14 protein-coding genes are annotated in these 14,670 nt (G+C 42.7%); 9 read left to right on the top strand and 5 right to left on the bottom strand.

The window, feature by feature from the left end; translation table 11 throughout:
- Positions 1–12 precede the first annotated feature (12 nt).
- Genes IR173_RS17250 through aroQ form a run of 3 tightly spaced genes read right to left on the bottom strand, consistent with a single transcriptional unit; the run spans position 13 to position 2,584 of the window.
- Entirely contained in the window at positions 13–651 is a 639-nt protein-coding gene (locus tag IR173_RS17250; protein WP_237040753.1) for an O-methyltransferase, read from the bottom strand.
- 11 nt (positions 652–662) lie between these two features.
- Entirely contained in the window at positions 663–2,126 is a 1,464-nt protein-coding gene (gene pyk / locus IR173_RS17245) for a pyruvate kinase (protein ID WP_237040752.1), read from the bottom strand.
- Positions 2,127–2,161: 35 nt separating this feature from the next.
- On the bottom strand, positions 2,162–2,584 hold the full coding sequence (gene aroQ, locus IR173_RS17240; RefSeq protein ID WP_237040751.1) for a type II 3-dehydroquinate dehydratase: 423 nt from the start codon (positions 2,582–2,584) through the stop codon (positions 2,162–2,164).
- A gap of 67 nt (positions 2,585–2,651) precedes the next feature.
- Here aroQ and xerD point away from each other — a divergent pair, with 67 nt between their 5' ends.
- The 4 genes from xerD (at position 2,652) to IR173_RS17220 (ending at position 8,151) form a co-directional block, all read left to right on the top strand.
- Positions 2,652–3,578, top strand: coding sequence for a site-specific tyrosine recombinase XerD (gene xerD, locus IR173_RS17235; RefSeq protein WP_237040750.1), 927 nt, complete (start codon positions 2,652–2,654; stop codon positions 3,576–3,578).
- Positions 3,579–3,738: 160 nt separating this feature from the next.
- A complete protein-coding gene (locus IR173_RS17230) occupies positions 3,739–5,415 on the top strand; it encodes a tetratricopeptide repeat protein (RefSeq protein WP_237040749.1) in 1,677 nt (558 codons plus the stop codon).
- Between the two features lie 137 nt (positions 5,416–5,552).
- The gene (locus IR173_RS17225; RefSeq protein WP_237040748.1) at positions 5,553–6,608 is read left to right on the top strand and encodes a DUF4369 domain-containing protein; all 1,056 of its coding nucleotides are present in this window, start codon (positions 5,553–5,555) and stop codon (positions 6,606–6,608) included.
- A gap of 4 nt (positions 6,609–6,612) precedes the next feature.
- Entirely contained in the window at positions 6,613–8,151 is a 1,539-nt protein-coding gene (locus IR173_RS17220; protein WP_237040747.1) for a YifB family Mg chelatase-like AAA ATPase, read from the top strand.
- Between the two features lie 55 nt (positions 8,152–8,206).
- On the opposite strand, the gene IR173_RS17215 is transcribed toward IR173_RS17220, so the two are convergent.
- Positions 8,207–8,689 carry a radical SAM-associated putative lipoprotein gene (locus IR173_RS17215; protein WP_237040746.1) on the bottom strand — a complete coding sequence of 161 codons (483 nt, stop codon included), beginning with the start codon at positions 8,687–8,689 and terminating at the stop codon, positions 8,207–8,209.
- A gap of 17 nt (positions 8,690–8,706) precedes the next feature.
- Positions 8,707–9,786: a TIGR04133 family radical SAM/SPASM protein gene (locus IR173_RS17210; protein WP_237040745.1), complete on the bottom strand. Its 1,080-nt coding sequence runs from the start codon at positions 9,784–9,786 to the stop codon at positions 8,707–8,709.
- Positions 9,787–10,048: 262 nt separating this feature from the next.
- Here IR173_RS17210 and IR173_RS17205 point away from each other — a divergent pair, with 262 nt between their 5' ends.
- From IR173_RS17205 to IR173_RS17185, 5 genes are all read left to right on the top strand, one after another.
- Complete coding sequence (locus IR173_RS17205) at positions 10,049–11,668, top strand: tetratricopeptide repeat protein (protein ID WP_237040744.1); 1,620 nt, start codon at positions 10,049–10,051, stop codon at positions 11,666–11,668.
- A gap of 145 nt (positions 11,669–11,813) precedes the next feature.
- Positions 11,814–12,161 carry a DUF3244 domain-containing protein gene (locus IR173_RS17200; protein WP_237040743.1) on the top strand — a complete coding sequence of 116 codons (348 nt, stop codon included), beginning with the start codon at positions 11,814–11,816 and terminating at the stop codon, positions 12,159–12,161.
- A 96-nt stretch (positions 12,162–12,257) separates the two neighbouring features.
- Positions 12,258–12,461 carry a hypothetical protein gene (locus IR173_RS17195; RefSeq protein WP_237040742.1) on the top strand — a complete coding sequence of 68 codons (204 nt, stop codon included), beginning with the start codon at positions 12,258–12,260 and terminating at the stop codon, positions 12,459–12,461.
- Positions 12,462–12,680: 219 nt separating this feature from the next.
- Positions 12,681–13,841 (top strand): TlpA family protein disulfide reductase, encoded by a 1,161-nt coding sequence (locus IR173_RS17190; RefSeq protein ID WP_237040741.1) that lies wholly within the window; start codon positions 12,681–12,683, stop codon positions 13,839–13,841.
- Between the two features lie 11 nt (positions 13,842–13,852).
- A partial coding sequence (locus IR173_RS17185; RefSeq protein ID WP_237040740.1) for a TlpA family protein disulfide reductase occupies positions 13,853–14,670 on the top strand: 818 nt, incomplete at its 3' end.

The raw sequence follows: 14,670 nt of genomic DNA, 5'->3' as shown, positions 1-14,670 counted from the left end.
TTACTATTTATTTTATTTCTTTCTTATTATTGTCAGTCCGTCACGCAACGGCAGAATCACTTTCTCTACCCTTGAGTCAGCCGCCACCAAATCATTAAACTTCTTGATACCGATAGTCTGAAGGTCGGTGTGATGCGGTTCTTCCAACACATGGCCGTCCCACAGCGTATTGTCGGCTATGATATAGCCACCCGGTGAAAGCATCTTCAGCACCAGCTCATAATATTCGATATACTTACGCTTGTCACCGTCTACAAACGCCAAATCAAACATAATGTTCATATCCGGCAATAACTGCAATGCATCGCCGATATAGAATCTTATCTTGTCAGCATAAGGTGAACCTTCCAGCCACGGACGGGTAAAGTCCTCCTGCTCATCATTAATCTCAAAAGTATGCAACACGGCCCCTTCTTCGAGCCCTTCGGCCAAACATAATGCGGAATAACCGCTGTAAGTACCTATTTCGAGCACCTGACGAGGACGTATCATCCGTACAAACATTGTAAGCATACGCCCCTGCAGATGACCCGAAGCCATGCGGGGACGCAATAACTTGACGTGCGTATCACGATAAAGAGCCTTCAGATAATCACTTTCTTCATCGATATGCTGAAGGATATATTCGTCAATAGCATCCGTTTCTTTCATGCCGGCCGGTATTATAAATAACGGTTACGGTTGGGAAGCACATAATCCATCGCATACTTCAGCACATCTCCCACCACATTGATTTCGAGGAATGAAGTCTGCGTTCCTTGCTTACCGCTACTCAGGTATGCCACCATGTCGCTCTCACACAAAACACCGTCGTCCAACAACTTGCGCAAAGCAGCAAAGTAGTAAGCCTGCCCATTTGCCTTTTCAGGCATATAGATAGCCTCTACACCATAAGACAAAGCCAGATGGCGCATGGTTTTTTCTTTATAACAGATAGCCAATACCGGATACTTTCCACGGAAAGCTGCAATGTTACGAGCTGTACGTCCACTGAAACTATCGGTTATGATAGCACGGATATTCAATTTGCTGGTCGACTTCACAGCCTGTTTTGCAAGAAATGCAGTCACATCATTAGAAGACTCATCCAGCGGAATCCGGATATCATTTTCCGACAATTTATCTTTCTCTGCCTGGGCAGCCACCTTCGTCATGGTCTTTACTGCTTCCACCGGATATTTTCCGTATGCAGTCTCACCGCTCAACATCAATGCATCCGTCCGATAATAAATGGCATTGGCAATATCAGTGACCTCCGCACGGGTAGGACGCGGATTATTAATCATGGTATGCAACATCTGGGTAGCCACGATTACCGGTTTCTTGGCCAAAATACATTTACGGATTAACATACGCTGGATGCCCGGAATACGCTCTTGCGGAACTTCAATACCCAAATCTCCACGCGCTACCATCACACCATCCGCCACTTCCAGAATCTCGTCGATGTTGTCAACACCCTCCTGATTCTCAATCTTGGCAATAATCTTGATATCACTACCATAGGTATCCAATATCTGACGGATATCCAATACATCCTGCTTGTTTCTGACAAAAGAATGAGCGATATAATCAATATCCTTCTCGATAGCATACAATATATTGTTACGGTCTTTTTCCGTCAACGAAGGAAGATTGATGCGGACACCCGGAACATTCACACTTTTACGATTACCCAAAGTAGCCTCGTTCTGCACCTCACAAACCAAATATTCATCCGTCTTATCTACTACACGCAACTCCAAATCACCATCATCAATCAGAATATCACCATCCACCTGAAGGTCATGCACAAAACCGGGGTAAGACACAGCAATACACTCACGAGTCGTTTCCTGACTAGGATTCCCTACAATCTTCACACGGTCACCGATGTTATAAGGAATAGGTTCACCACCTGCAATGACAGTTGTACGCACTTCAGGCCCTTTTGTATCCATCAATATAGCAATGCGATTGGAAACCTCACGCACATTTTTAATCAACTTCTCGAAACCTTCACGCGAAGCATGCGCCGTGTTCATACGAACCACATTCATACCTGCCTTGAATAAGTCTCTAATAAATTCAACTTCGCAACGCTCATCTGAGATGGACGCCACGATTTTTGTCTGTTTCAACATCATAATCTTATCACCTTATTATATACGTACCTAAAATTTTATTTCTTCATCAACAACGCCTCTATCGCCAATCGATAGGAATCCAGTCCGAACCCGCAAATCACTCCCAGACAAGCACATGAAATCATTGATTTATGTCTGAACTCCTCACGGGCATGCACATTCGAGATATGCACTTCAATCACCGGAGCCGTCACAGCCCGTATAGCATCCTGCAAAGCAATGGAAGTATGAGTATATGCTCCGGCATTCAACACAATACCGTCATAGTCAAACCCCACCTCATGAATCTTATTTATCATCTCTCCCTCCACGTTCGACTGATAATATTCAATCTCAATATTGTGATAAGCACGTTTCAAATCCGCCAAATAGTCTTCAAATGAAACAGCCCCATAAATGGAAGGTTCACGTTTGCCTAATAAATTGATATTAGGCCCATTAATAATTTGTATTTTCATATTTAATGCTTTGTCTGAACTTTTAATACCTTTGCAGGGAATTTGGGCACAAAGTTAGAAAAAAGAAATGAAAAGAACCGAGAAAACAGATAAGATATTAGCGAAATACAAGCAATATTTAAAGTTGGAGAAGTCTCTATCTACCAATACGGTAGATGCTTATCTCACAGATTTAGACAAACTAATGGCCTATCTGACCCTTGAAAATCTCCATCCTTTGGAGGTGACATTAGAACATCTGGAAACATTTTCAGCCGGACTGCGTGACATCGGTATCCACCCCCGTTCGCAGGCACGCATTCTGTCGGGTATCCGGTCTTTTTATCATTTCCTTGTGCTCGAAGACTATCTGGAAGCCGACCCAACCGAACTGCTTGAGTCTCCGCAAACAGGCTTCAAACTGCCCGAAGTACTCACGGTAGAAGAGATAGACCGTCTTATAGAGAGCATAGACAGAGGCACCAAAGAAGGGCAACGAAACCGGGCTATCCTCGAAACGCTCTATAGCTGCGGGCTCCGTGTATCCGAACTTTGCAACCTGAAATTGTCCGACCTGTACTTAAATGAAAATTTCATCAAGGTAGAAGGAAAAGGAAGCAAACAACGCCTGGTCCCCATCTCCCCACGTGCTGTAAAAGAAATTAATCTATATTTCCCCGACCGCAACTTAATGAAAATAAAACCCGGTTTCGAGGATTTTCTGTTCATCAGCAATTTTGGGAAAAACATCTCGCGCATCATGGTTTTCCACATTATCAAAGAACTGGCCGGACGCACCGGTTTGAAAAAGACCATCAGCCCCCATACCTTCCGCCATTCCTTTGCCACCCACTTGCTCGAAGGAGGGGCAAATTTACGTGCCATCCAATGTATGTTGGGGCACGAAAGTATCGGAACTACAGAAATTTATACACACATTGACCGCAATATGCTACGCAGTGAAATCATTGAGCATCATCCTCGCAACATCAAATTCAGAGAGGAACATAAATAAAGTGTTCATTTCTACGTCCTTTTTTAAGATATTTTGAAAAAAAAGGCCCATTTAAAGTTAGCAGATAATAGAGTTTTTTCTATCTTTGCACCCAAAGATGCATACAAAAACGCGGCTTTAGTAGAAATTACATTACAAACGTTAAATAATTAAAGTAACTATGATTAAAAAGTTGTATTTGCCCCTAGTGGCTTTATTGGTCCTTGCCCTGTCATCATGCGGCAAGATGGGAGAATTGTCTTCTGACTATTTCACAACTAACCCTGAAGTGCTTGAAGCAATCGGTGGTAAAGTGCCTGTAACTATCAATGGTAAGTTCCCCGAAAAGTACATGAAGAAAAAAGCTACTGTTGAAGTAACTCCGGTATTAAGATGGAAAGGTGGCGAAGCTAAAGGTCAGCCCGCTGTATTCCAAGGTGAAAAAGTAGAAGGAAACGGACAGACTATTTCTTATAAGGTAGGTGGTAGCTATACTATGAAAGCTTCTTTCGACTATGTTCCCGAAATGGCTAACTCTGAATTATACCTTGATTTCAAAATCACAAAAGGCAAAAAGACATATACCATTCCTTCTGTGAAAATTGCAGACGGTGTAATCGCTACTTCTGAATTGCCTACTGCTGCCAGCTCAAATGCATCTTATGCAAACGACGCTTTCCAACGCATCATCAAAGACGCTCAGACTGCCAACATCATGTTCTTAATCCAACAGGCTAACTTACGCAACAGCGAATTGAATTCAGACGATATGAAAGAATTCCACAAGAAAGTTGCTGAAGTAAACGCTGACACTAAGAACTACAAATTGAACAACATCGAAATCTCTGCATACGCTTCTCCTGACGGTGGTGTTAAACTGAATACAGGTTTGGCTGAAAACCGTGAAGGTAACACAGAAAAGTATATGCAACGTCAATTGAAGAAAGGCAAAATCGATACTAACCTCGATGCAAAATATACTGCACAAGACTGGGAAGGTTTCCAGGAATTGGTTTCTAAATCAAACTTGCAGGATAAAGACTTGATTTTGCGCGTTCTTTCTATGTATCAGGATCCTGAACAAAGAGAAGCTGAAATCAAGAACATCTCTTCAGTTTACAAAACTTTGGCTGACGAAATCCTGCCTCAGTTGCGTCGTGCACGTCTGACTGCCAACTATGACATCATCGGCCGCAGCGATGACGAAATCAACGAAGCATTCAATACAGATGCTAAAGTATTGAGCGTAGAAGAATTATTGTATGCTGCTACTTTGACTAACGACAACGCTCGCAAAGAAGCTATCTTCACTAAGACTACTCAGTTGTATCCTAACGATTTCCGTGCTTACAACAACTTAGGTGAAATGGCATTTGCTGCCGGTGACGCTGCCAAAGCAGAATCTTACTTCAAACAAGCTGCTTCTAAGAACGCTAACGCTCCTGAAGTAAACGCTAACCTTGGTCTTTGCGAATTGGTTAAGGGCAATGTAGCTGCTGCTGAATCTTACTTAGGTAAGGCTACAGGTGCTAACGCTGCTAACGAAGCTCTTGGTAACCTGTACATCAAACAAGGTCAGTATGACAGAGCTGTAAACGCATTCGGTGACGCTAAGACTAACAGTGCTGCTCAAGCTCAGATTTTGGCTAAGGACTACAACAAGGCAAAAGCTACTTTGTCTGCTATCAAGAATCCTGATGCAATGACTGATTACTTAATGGCTATCGTTGGTGCCCGCACTAACAACGCTTCATTGGTAAGCAGCAGCATTAAGAGCGCAATCGCTAAGGACGCTTCAATGGCTCAGAAAGCTGCAAACGACCGCGAATTCGCTAAATTTGCTGATTCTATCAAATAATCGGACTATCTAAAATAGCCAAATAAACAGACCGGGATATCCATTTAAAGGATATCCCGGTTTTTTTATGCAAAATAACTTCTATTTATACCGCCCATTACCTGCAAAATGAGTATTTTCGCAGAAAATAATTTAAGATGAAAAAATTATCTTTTCTTTTCCTTGCGCTCATACTCCTGCTGACCGGTTGCGGCAAGAAGAGCACTTTCACTTTAAAAGGGAATATCAGCGGCTTGTCTTCTGATACCATACTCGTTTTCTATCAGGAACCCAACTATAAACTGGACACAATTATCGCCCAAAACGGAAAATTCAATTACACCATTACCCCCGATACTTTCACCATCTTCTCATTGCTGCTCAGTGATAAAGAAACACTTCCCGTGTTTGCCGACAAAGGAGAAAGCGTGACATGGGACGGTACCCCCGGAGATATACAAATCAAAGGGAAAGGCGACAACGAAAGAATGGCATATATCTTGCAAACCATCAAGGAGGCAAAAGCAGACAGCCTTATGTTCACGGTAGACCGCCTCATCAAAGAAAATCCCCATTCATTTGCCAATATCTATCTGATAGAACAATATTACGTGCAAGACAGTCTTCCCGACTATACGCGGATGGATGAATTGATACAGGGACTAAGCGGGAGCATCAAGGATACCCCCTACATGATTGACCTTCAGGCCAAGCTGAAAGAAAAGAACGAACTGAACCGGCAGAGCCTAAACACGATTTCCTGTACCGATAAAAATGGGAAAAGCATCGGCTGGAAAGAAATGAAAGACAAATATGTCCTTCTCGATTTCTGGGCAAGCTGGAACAAAGAAAGCGTAGCGGCACAGGATTCACTGGTCGCCGTGCAGAAAGCACTGAAAAAAGAAAAATTCATCATTGTCAGCCTGTCACTGGACTTAGACAAGAAAGAATGGCTGAAAGCATGCGACAAAGACACAATCCAATGGAAACAAGTATGCGACTTTAAAGGCTGGGACAACTCCATCGTCAAGCAACAAGGCATCACCCGCCTGCCCTCCAATCTGCTGATAGCTCCCAATAAACGAGTTATCGCCAGAGACATCAGAGGAAAAGAACTAATAGACAAAGTAAAACAACTTATAGAGCAAGACAAAGAAAAAGAGAAAGCCGCAAAAGCAGCCGAAAGAGAAAAGGCTCGTAAGAAGAAAAAATAATAAAATGCTAGTAAAAGTCTATGGCGCGGCTGTACAAGGAATTGATGCAACCATTGTAACTATTGAAGTCAATAGTTCGCGCGGTATAAAGTTCTTCCTTGTCGGTCTGCCAGACTCAGCCGTAAAAGAAAGTCACGAACGTATCATCTCCGCTCTGCAGGTCAACGGATACAAATTTCCCACCAGCCAGATAGTCGTCAACATGGCTCCGGCCGATATACGGAAAGAAGGCTCTTCCTATGACCTGCCTTTGGCCATCGGGATATTGGCTGCCGCCCAAATCGTCTCCGAAGAAAAGTTATCGCGCTACCTTATTATAGGCGAGCTGAGCCTCGACGGAAGTCTGCAGCCCATCAAGGGGGCTTTGTCCATTGCCATCAGTGCCCGCGAACAAGGATTTGAAGGCTTCATCCTTCCCAAACAAAATGCCCGCGAAGCAGCCGTGGTAAACCACCTGAATGTATACGGAGTGGAAAATATAAAAGAAGTCATAGAGTTCTTTAATAACGAACGGATACTGGAACCCACCGCAGTCAACACACGCGAAGAATTTTATAAGAATCAAGAAAACTTTCCTTATGACTTTGCAGACGTAAAAGGACAGGAAAACGTGAAACGCGCACTCGAAGTAGCCGCCGCAGGCGGACACAATCTGATTATGATTGGTGCACCCGGAAGTGGAAAATCAATGATGGCGAAACGATTGCCGGGCATTCTCCCGCCCCTATCGCTGGGAGAAAGCCTGGAAACGACCAAAATACACTCCGTTGCCGGAAAGTTGGGAAAAGATTCATCCCTGATAGCCACACGCCCCTTCAGAAGCCCTCACCACACCATTTCGCAGATTGCAATGGTGGGCGGAGGAAGCAACCCGCAACCCGGAGAAATCAGTCTGGCACATCACGGTGTCCTCTTTTTGGACGAGCTGCCGGAGTTCAACCGCAGTGTGCTTGAAGTGCTCCGGCAACCATTAGAAGACCGTTACATCTCCATATCACGCGCCAAATACAGCCTCGACTATCCGGCAAGTTTTATGTTGGTAGCCTCCATGAACCCATGCCCGTGCGGATACTATAACCATCCGACCAAGGCATGCGTCTGCAACCCCGGACAAGTACAACGCTACCTGAACCGCATTTCAGGTCCCCTGCTCGACCGTATCGACATACAAATAGAAATCGTCCCCGTGCCTTTCGACAAGATATCGGAAACACAACCGGCGGAAAGCAGCGTCTCCATCCGCGAAAGAGTAATCAGCGCAAGAAAGATACAAGAGAAAAGATTTGCCAACCATCCGGGAATATATTGCAATGCACAGATGGAAAGCCGACTGCTCCACCTATATGCCGAACCCGACGGACAGGGGCTCAATCTGCTGCGCAATGCCATGACACGCCTCAACCTTTCGGCACGTGCCTATGACCGCATCCTGAAAGTGGCAAGAACCATTGCCGACCTCGACAACAGCGAGCGGGTTACTTCCACCCATTTGGCAGAAGCCATCAGTTACAGAAATTTAGACAGGGAGGGCTGGGCAGGTTAATTACCGCCACAGCCCTTTCATAATAGAATGGATTAATTCAGTTTTATTTTTTAGATTATTTCTTCTTCGGCGAAAGTTTCACCTCAGCCTTCAGTTCATAAGCTCCCGAATACCAGCTTCCGCCTTCTTTTATTTGCGATATATCCATTTGGTCCGTCTTCAGAGTAGCAGATTCAAATTCTCCCCCATTCTCCTCTCCATCCACATCATGGAAGAGCACTTCCTGACTGCCTATGCTGAAAGTATGCGCCTTGTCACTCTCGAACTCACCTTTTACATCCGTATACACAGTGTCATAATCCACCACATAGTCCTTCTCGCCCTTCACAAAATAAGCATTCAAATCCTTTACCACCACCCGTACACCTTTTATCGGCTTCCCGGTTGGGTCAAGAACTTTTCCTTTCACCTGATAATCAGCCGAGGGAGTCCCATATTCACATAACCCATTACCGGGGTCATCACTGTCACAAGCAGTAAAGCCCAACAATACCAATACGCCGGATAACAACTTACGCACTGCAATTTTCTTTTTCATGTTCATATTCTCTAGTTTTATAATGTTTGCAACCTTTTATAATGGCAAAACAGCAAGTCCCCATTCCCGTCACGCAAATGCATACCGTTTCCTTTGCAATAACGGAAAAACTTACAGTCGGCACACTCCCCTTTGCGCATCCACTCGCGGTCACGGTAAGGCCGGTATTTATTATTCCATACCTCCATAAAGTCGTCCTCATAAATATTGCCTTGATGATAATCGGCACGGATGCTGGGACAAGCAGAAATAGCACCGTCCACCAGAACAGACCCTACCGATACCCCCGCCTGGCAATGAAAGAAATAATCGCGCACATCTCCCTCATAGTTCCCGAGAAAACCTTCACAGCCATAAGCCGTCTTTATCCTTCCCTCCTTGCGCGTACGTTTGATAAACTCCATCACTCCGCGAAAATCCTCGTTCGACAATTGCAGTTCCGAATCTTTTGCCGCACGGCCGACAGGAAACACAGTGAAAAGCCGCCAGCGTTTCACTCCCAAACTCAGCAAAAACTCCTTCATCTCCTCCAGACGCATATAACTATGCTTGTTGACACAAGTCACCACATCAAACACAAACCCCGGCTCTTCCGCCATCATTTTTATCGCCTCCACCGCACGTTCAAAGCTCTGTGGATTCCCCCTCATCCAGTTATGATCTGCCGCAAATCCGTCAAGGCTGACCGTTGCCGTATGCAACCCCGATGCCAGTAAGCGGCGAAAACGTTCGCGCGTCATATAAAGTCCGTTGGTCACCATCCCCCATGGGAATCCTTTCTCATATATAGCCTTCCCACATTCCTCCAAATCCTCTCGCATCAACGGTTCGCCGCCTGTAATAATGACAAATACCTTATGCGAATCTGTAGATGCCGCCACGCTGTCAAGCACTTTCAGAAAGTCTTCTTTCGGCATGTCAGGGTGCCCGGCTATCTTCTTGCAATCACTTCCGCAATGCCGGCAATGCAGGTTACAACGCAACGTACATTCCCAAAACAATTGTTTCAACGGATGTTCTTTCAGCAAATCATTATTCAACTTCCGGGCTATTTCCAGTCCGATACGATGTCTCAGAGTTAGTGATTCATTCTTCATTTTTCTTATCTTTCGGCAAACAGAAACATTTTCGTTTTACTTATAAAATGTCAATTTAACCCAAATACTGCATCAAAAAAAAAATATTTTACCCTTTGAATGAAATGCCCCTTATCTCCTTATACTTCAGCCCTTTCCTCCCTACTCCTCCCCCCTCGAACGTTCAGCTTTCATCTTTCAGCTCCCGGGAGATAAATATCAGTGCTTGAGAGACAGACATATTCAACGAATAATAGTACCTTTGTCACTAATAAATACCCAAATGAGAAAAACAATACTCATATTACTATCCATACTCACCTTTTACGGATGCCGATATAATGTACCTCCATCCGTAAAAGAAGCCTTATCCACAGCTGAAGCCTGCATGGAAGAAAACCCGGACAGCGCTTTACATATACTTCAAAATATCAGTCACCCCGAAAAATTGCGCAACCAAGCCCGGGCGGATTATGCTTTGCTTTACACACAAGCCTGTGATAAAACTCATCTTCTTCCGCCGACAGATTCGTTGATACAAACAGCCGTAAACTATTACAAAAAAGAGAAAAACAGCATCAATGCCGCCAAAAGCTATTTTTACTTAGGACGAATAAAGCGGAACCTCAGACAAGATACACTCGCCGTCAGAATGTTACTAACAGCGTTAAAAAAAATGCCGGAAAACAACAAGAGCAAACTACTGATGCAAATCTATTTTGACTTAGGAACGATATACAAAAAACAGAATCTATATAATAAAGCCATGGATATGTATCGGGAATGCCATGCAGTGACCAAGGCTTTAGATGATTCTTCGCTCCTATTCTTTCCATATCGGGAATTGGCACAGACCCATTTATTAAAACATAAGAGCGACAGCGCCCTGTTTTATTACCAACAGGCATTGGCCATCAGCCAAAAGTCTCAAAACAATTATTGGGAGGCCAACATACTCAATGATATCAGCAAAGTCTATTTACACGAAGGAGATACGCTGAAAGCCAACAACACCATAAACCTTGCCATAAGAAAAGACAGTTCAGCCACTAATCTCAGTTTGAAAGGGCAATTATTATATTATGGCAATAAGATGGATTCTGCCAGGTTCTATTTGAAAAAAAGCTGTCTGTCCGGTAACCTATACAGCAAGACTACCGGCTACTTCTATTTATATAAAGTAGAAAAGAAAGCCAATAATCATCCGGCAGCCTATGCATACAATGATTCTTTCAACATATATCGTGACTCCATCCTCCAGATGCAGCGACATCAAAAAGTTGAAGAACTAAACACACAATATGCTTTGGCCATACAACAGAAAGAGATAGAGGCCGAAAACAGGAATACATATTATGTCATTGCAATTTGCCTGATTGTACTTTTATCGGGTGCTTTTGGCATTTACCAATATTTAAAGAAAAAAAGAAAAGAAAAAGAGCTCAAGCAAGAGAAGCTGAACTCTTTGGACCAAACACAAACCATCAGCACTTTTCTAAAAGAAAAAGTAGGCGAAGAAATCCGATTACCCGAAACAGCAACAAGGTTCAAACAGGATATTCTCCGGAATGGCATCCAATCATTCCAGACATCCCAGTGGGGAAAGAATCTGGAAACAGTTGAAAAAACAATTCTACCCGGCAACTATATAAAACTGTCAGAACAAGAATCACTTTATAAGGAACTGAAATTACACTTCAATGGCTTTATTACCTGCCTCAATCAAATATACCCGAACATGTCCAAAGAAGATATCTATTTCTGCATACTGTCTGCGCTGAAATACAAAAGCCGGACCATTGTGTACTGTATGAAAACTCCTGCAGGAGCCTTGCGAACCCGCAAAAGCAGATTAAAGAAAAATATGGCGGAAGAAACCTTCCGAATCATCTTCAATAAATAAAAAGTCCCCATTTCATCGAGAAAGCTATAATTACAGCATATCAACTTGTAACGCTTTTCTCTTTTTATGTAACGGTTGCAGAGCACCAACCTATTGATTTTATTCGTATGTTTGCTACTAGGAAAAACTTATAAATCAATACAATATGAAAAAGAGTCTACTATTCATTTTCTTCTGTTGTATGGGTTTTGTAGCCAAGGCACAAACCATTGAAGAAATCGAAATCTTAACAGCTAAAGATATAGTCCCGACATCCATCGTTGATGTTCCAACGGCTTACCAAAATGGAAGCATTGTCACTATCCGATTAGGAGAAACCGCAACATACTCAGCGGTTACTATTACTAATAAAGAGACAGGTGAACAAGTCTATTCCATGATATATGCCGGCACCGACCATATTCAATTGGATTTAAAAGAAGAGACGAAAGGAACATATACTCTATTGCTAAATATACAAGGAGTAAAATACACAGGAGAATTCACACTGTAACGAGTGTGTAATAAAGATATTGTTTGCAAACAAAAAGCCAAGCGATAAGGGCTGAGCATATCGCAAAACATTTAACCACACTAATACTTTTGTGTTATGAAGACACTTAAAGACCTTGAAAGTTTCCGTTTAGGAAAAGGACAGATGAGCGCTGTGACCGGCGGATACAACTGTTATGCAACTTGGGAAGAAGGTGATGAGCCGTTGATGATTGTTAAAGACGAGAAAGGTGATGCAAAAAAAGCACAAGAAGTGCTGCAGAAGTCATACGGAGATTCAGCAACGATAAAGTGCTACTGACTCCTCGTTACCTGACTTGGACAAAAAGTGAGATTATATCATAATTTCAACCTTTCGCTCTTATACTAAGAGCTTACCCCAAAAGTCAGGAGGCACAAAGCTTTTATGGAGATGCAGTTATAATAACATACTGCCAATCTTCCATACTAAACAATCAGGAGCATTGCTATTATCACCAATGCTCCTGATTAAAACTTAATACAATTAATATATACTGCCATGAGACACACTTTATTGCTGATACTTATCTGGCTGCCGTTACTTATCTGCGCCACAGACAAGAATGTAAATATAACCATCAAACTATCAACTGAACTGTCCCAAACAGAGCAATGGATTTATGCAAACGGATATATCGGAGGAAATGAATTTGCCATTCTAGACTCTGTAAAAGTGAACAAAGGAGACATGAAGACAAAACTGTCTTTTGACATCAGCCATGGGATGAGTATATATATCTTATGTTCAGAGAAAGGACCCGTCAATCTATTCTTTGATATAGAACCTAACACAAACTGTGAAATTGAAATTGATGAAAACATGGACGGAAGATATCCCCGGCCCATGAAAGGGAATGATATGTACAATGAATTTCTTGCATTTGATAATAAAATCCTATATATAGGAAAAAAGAGCGTAGACCAATCCCTGCCCGAAGACAGCATACGATATTATAAAGCCAAACTAACAGAGGCCTATATAAAAGAGATTCACAAGACTCAATATCCTACATTGGTTTGGTCATATATTTTATGGTTGCCTGGATATGCCGAAGAACGAAGTGAAGAGGAGCCTTTCAGGTCAGTGATTCAATATGCACAACAGAAGTTTCCCCATGACAGCCACATACAGGGATTTAGCAGAATAAAAAGCGAACCGCCAACCGCAAAAAGCAAAGCCGCATCTGAACGAATCAGAGCTCTGATAAAGAAAAGGTATTATGTAGAGCCTAAAGACACAACCATGGGAGCAAAGCTGCAACTAGCATTCCCGCATATCTCAAAAAAGAAAATAAACACCGACTCCATTGCAGAAGAATATGTGCTGGTAGACTTTTGGGCAAGCTGGTGTGTACCGTGCCGCAAGGAAACACCTTTCCTGAAAATGGCAAAAGAAAGATATAAGGACAAACTGGCTGTATATGCAGTGACAATAGATGCCGATACGCTCAAATGGGAAAAAGCCATAGAGGAGGACAGCACCCGACACTTCATCCATGTGAGAGGGGTGAATGACAGGAATGTACCCGACAAGCAGGTCAGGGCCTTAAAGATTAAATCCATCCCAAGGAATTTCTTGTTGGACAAAGAGAGACGCATCATTGCAAAAGACTTAAGGGGAGAGGAACTGCTGAATGCTTTGGAACAACTGATAAAATAACATATACTGCCATGAGACACACTTTATTTCTGATACTTATCTGGCTGCCGTTACTTATCTGCGCCACAGACAAGAATGTAAATATAACCATCAAACTATCTACTGAACTGTCCCAAACAGAGCAATGGATATATGCGAGCGGATATATCGGAGCAAATGAATATGCCATTCTAGACTCTGTAAAAGTGAATAAGGGCGATACGCAGACAAAATTGTCTTTTGATATTTACGAAGGGATGAGTATATATATCTTATGCGCAGAGAAAGGACCCATCAATCTCTTTTTCCATATAGAGCCTAATACAAACTGTGAAATTGAAATTGATGAAAACATGGACGGAAGATATCCACGTCCCATGAAAGGGAATGATATGCAAAATGAACTTCTTGCATTTGATAATAAAATCCTATATATAGGAAAAAAGAGCGAAGACCAATCCCTGCCCGAAGACAGCATACGATATTATAAAGCCAAACTAACAGAGGCCTATATAAAAGAGATTCACAAGACTCAATATCCTACATTGGCATGGGTATATATTTTATGGCTGCCGGGATATGCCGAAGAACGAAGTGAAGAGGAGCCTTTCAGGTCAGTGATTCAATATGCACAACAAAAGTTTCCTAATAATGGCCTTATAAAACGCCTCTCCATAACAAGTCCAGAACCGGCAACCGCAAAAAGCAAAGCCGCATCTGAACGAATCAGAGCTCTGACAAAGAAAAGATATTATGTAGAGCCTAAAGACACAACCATGGGAGCAAAGCTGCAACTAGCATTCCCGCATATCTCAAAAAAGAAAATAAACACCGACTCCATTGCAGAAGA

This window comes from Phocaeicola faecalis (assembly GCF_021730445.1).
Lineage (GTDB): Bacteria > Bacteroidota > Bacteroidia > Bacteroidales > Bacteroidaceae > Phocaeicola > Phocaeicola faecalis.
This window is presented reverse-complemented; position numbering and strand designations above follow the sequence as displayed.

What these genes read in the sequence shown, in the direction of transcription:
- IR173_RS17250 (WP_237040753.1), bottom strand. Translation starts at nt 651, where the DNA reads ATGAAAGAAACGGATGCTATTGACGAATATATCCTTCAGCATATCGAT.
- pyk (WP_237040752.1), bottom strand. Translation starts at nt 2,126, where the DNA reads ATGATGTTGAAACAGACAAAAATCGTGGCGTCCATCTCAGATGAGCGT.
- aroQ (WP_237040751.1), bottom strand. Translation starts at nt 2,584, where the DNA reads ATGAAAATACAAATTATTAATGGGCCTAATATCAATTTATTAGGCAAA.
- xerD (WP_237040750.1), top strand. Translation starts at nt 2,652, where the DNA reads ATGAAAAGAACCGAGAAAACAGATAAGATATTAGCGAAATACAAGCAA.
- IR173_RS17230 (WP_237040749.1), top strand. Translation starts at nt 3,739, where the DNA reads ATGATTAAAAAGTTGTATTTGCCCCTAGTGGCTTTATTGGTCCTTGCC.
- IR173_RS17225 (WP_237040748.1), top strand. Translation starts at nt 5,553, where the DNA reads ATGAAAAAATTATCTTTTCTTTTCCTTGCGCTCATACTCCTGCTGACC.
- IR173_RS17220 (WP_237040747.1), top strand. Translation starts at nt 6,613, where the DNA reads ATGCTAGTAAAAGTCTATGGCGCGGCTGTACAAGGAATTGATGCAACC.
- IR173_RS17215 (WP_237040746.1), bottom strand. Translation starts at nt 8,689, where the DNA reads ATGAAAAAGAAAATTGCAGTGCGTAAGTTGTTATCCGGCGTATTGGTA.
- IR173_RS17210 (WP_237040745.1), bottom strand. Translation starts at nt 9,786, where the DNA reads ATGAAGAATGAATCACTAACTCTGAGACATCGTATCGGACTGGAAATA.
- IR173_RS17205 (WP_237040744.1), top strand. Translation starts at nt 10,049, where the DNA reads ATGAGAAAAACAATACTCATATTACTATCCATACTCACCTTTTACGGA.
- IR173_RS17200 (WP_237040743.1), top strand. Translation starts at nt 11,814, where the DNA reads ATGAAAAAGAGTCTACTATTCATTTTCTTCTGTTGTATGGGTTTTGTA.
- IR173_RS17195 (WP_237040742.1), top strand. Translation starts at nt 12,258, where the DNA reads ATGAAGACACTTAAAGACCTTGAAAGTTTCCGTTTAGGAAAAGGACAG.
- IR173_RS17190 (WP_237040741.1), top strand. Translation starts at nt 12,681, where the DNA reads ATGAGACACACTTTATTGCTGATACTTATCTGGCTGCCGTTACTTATC.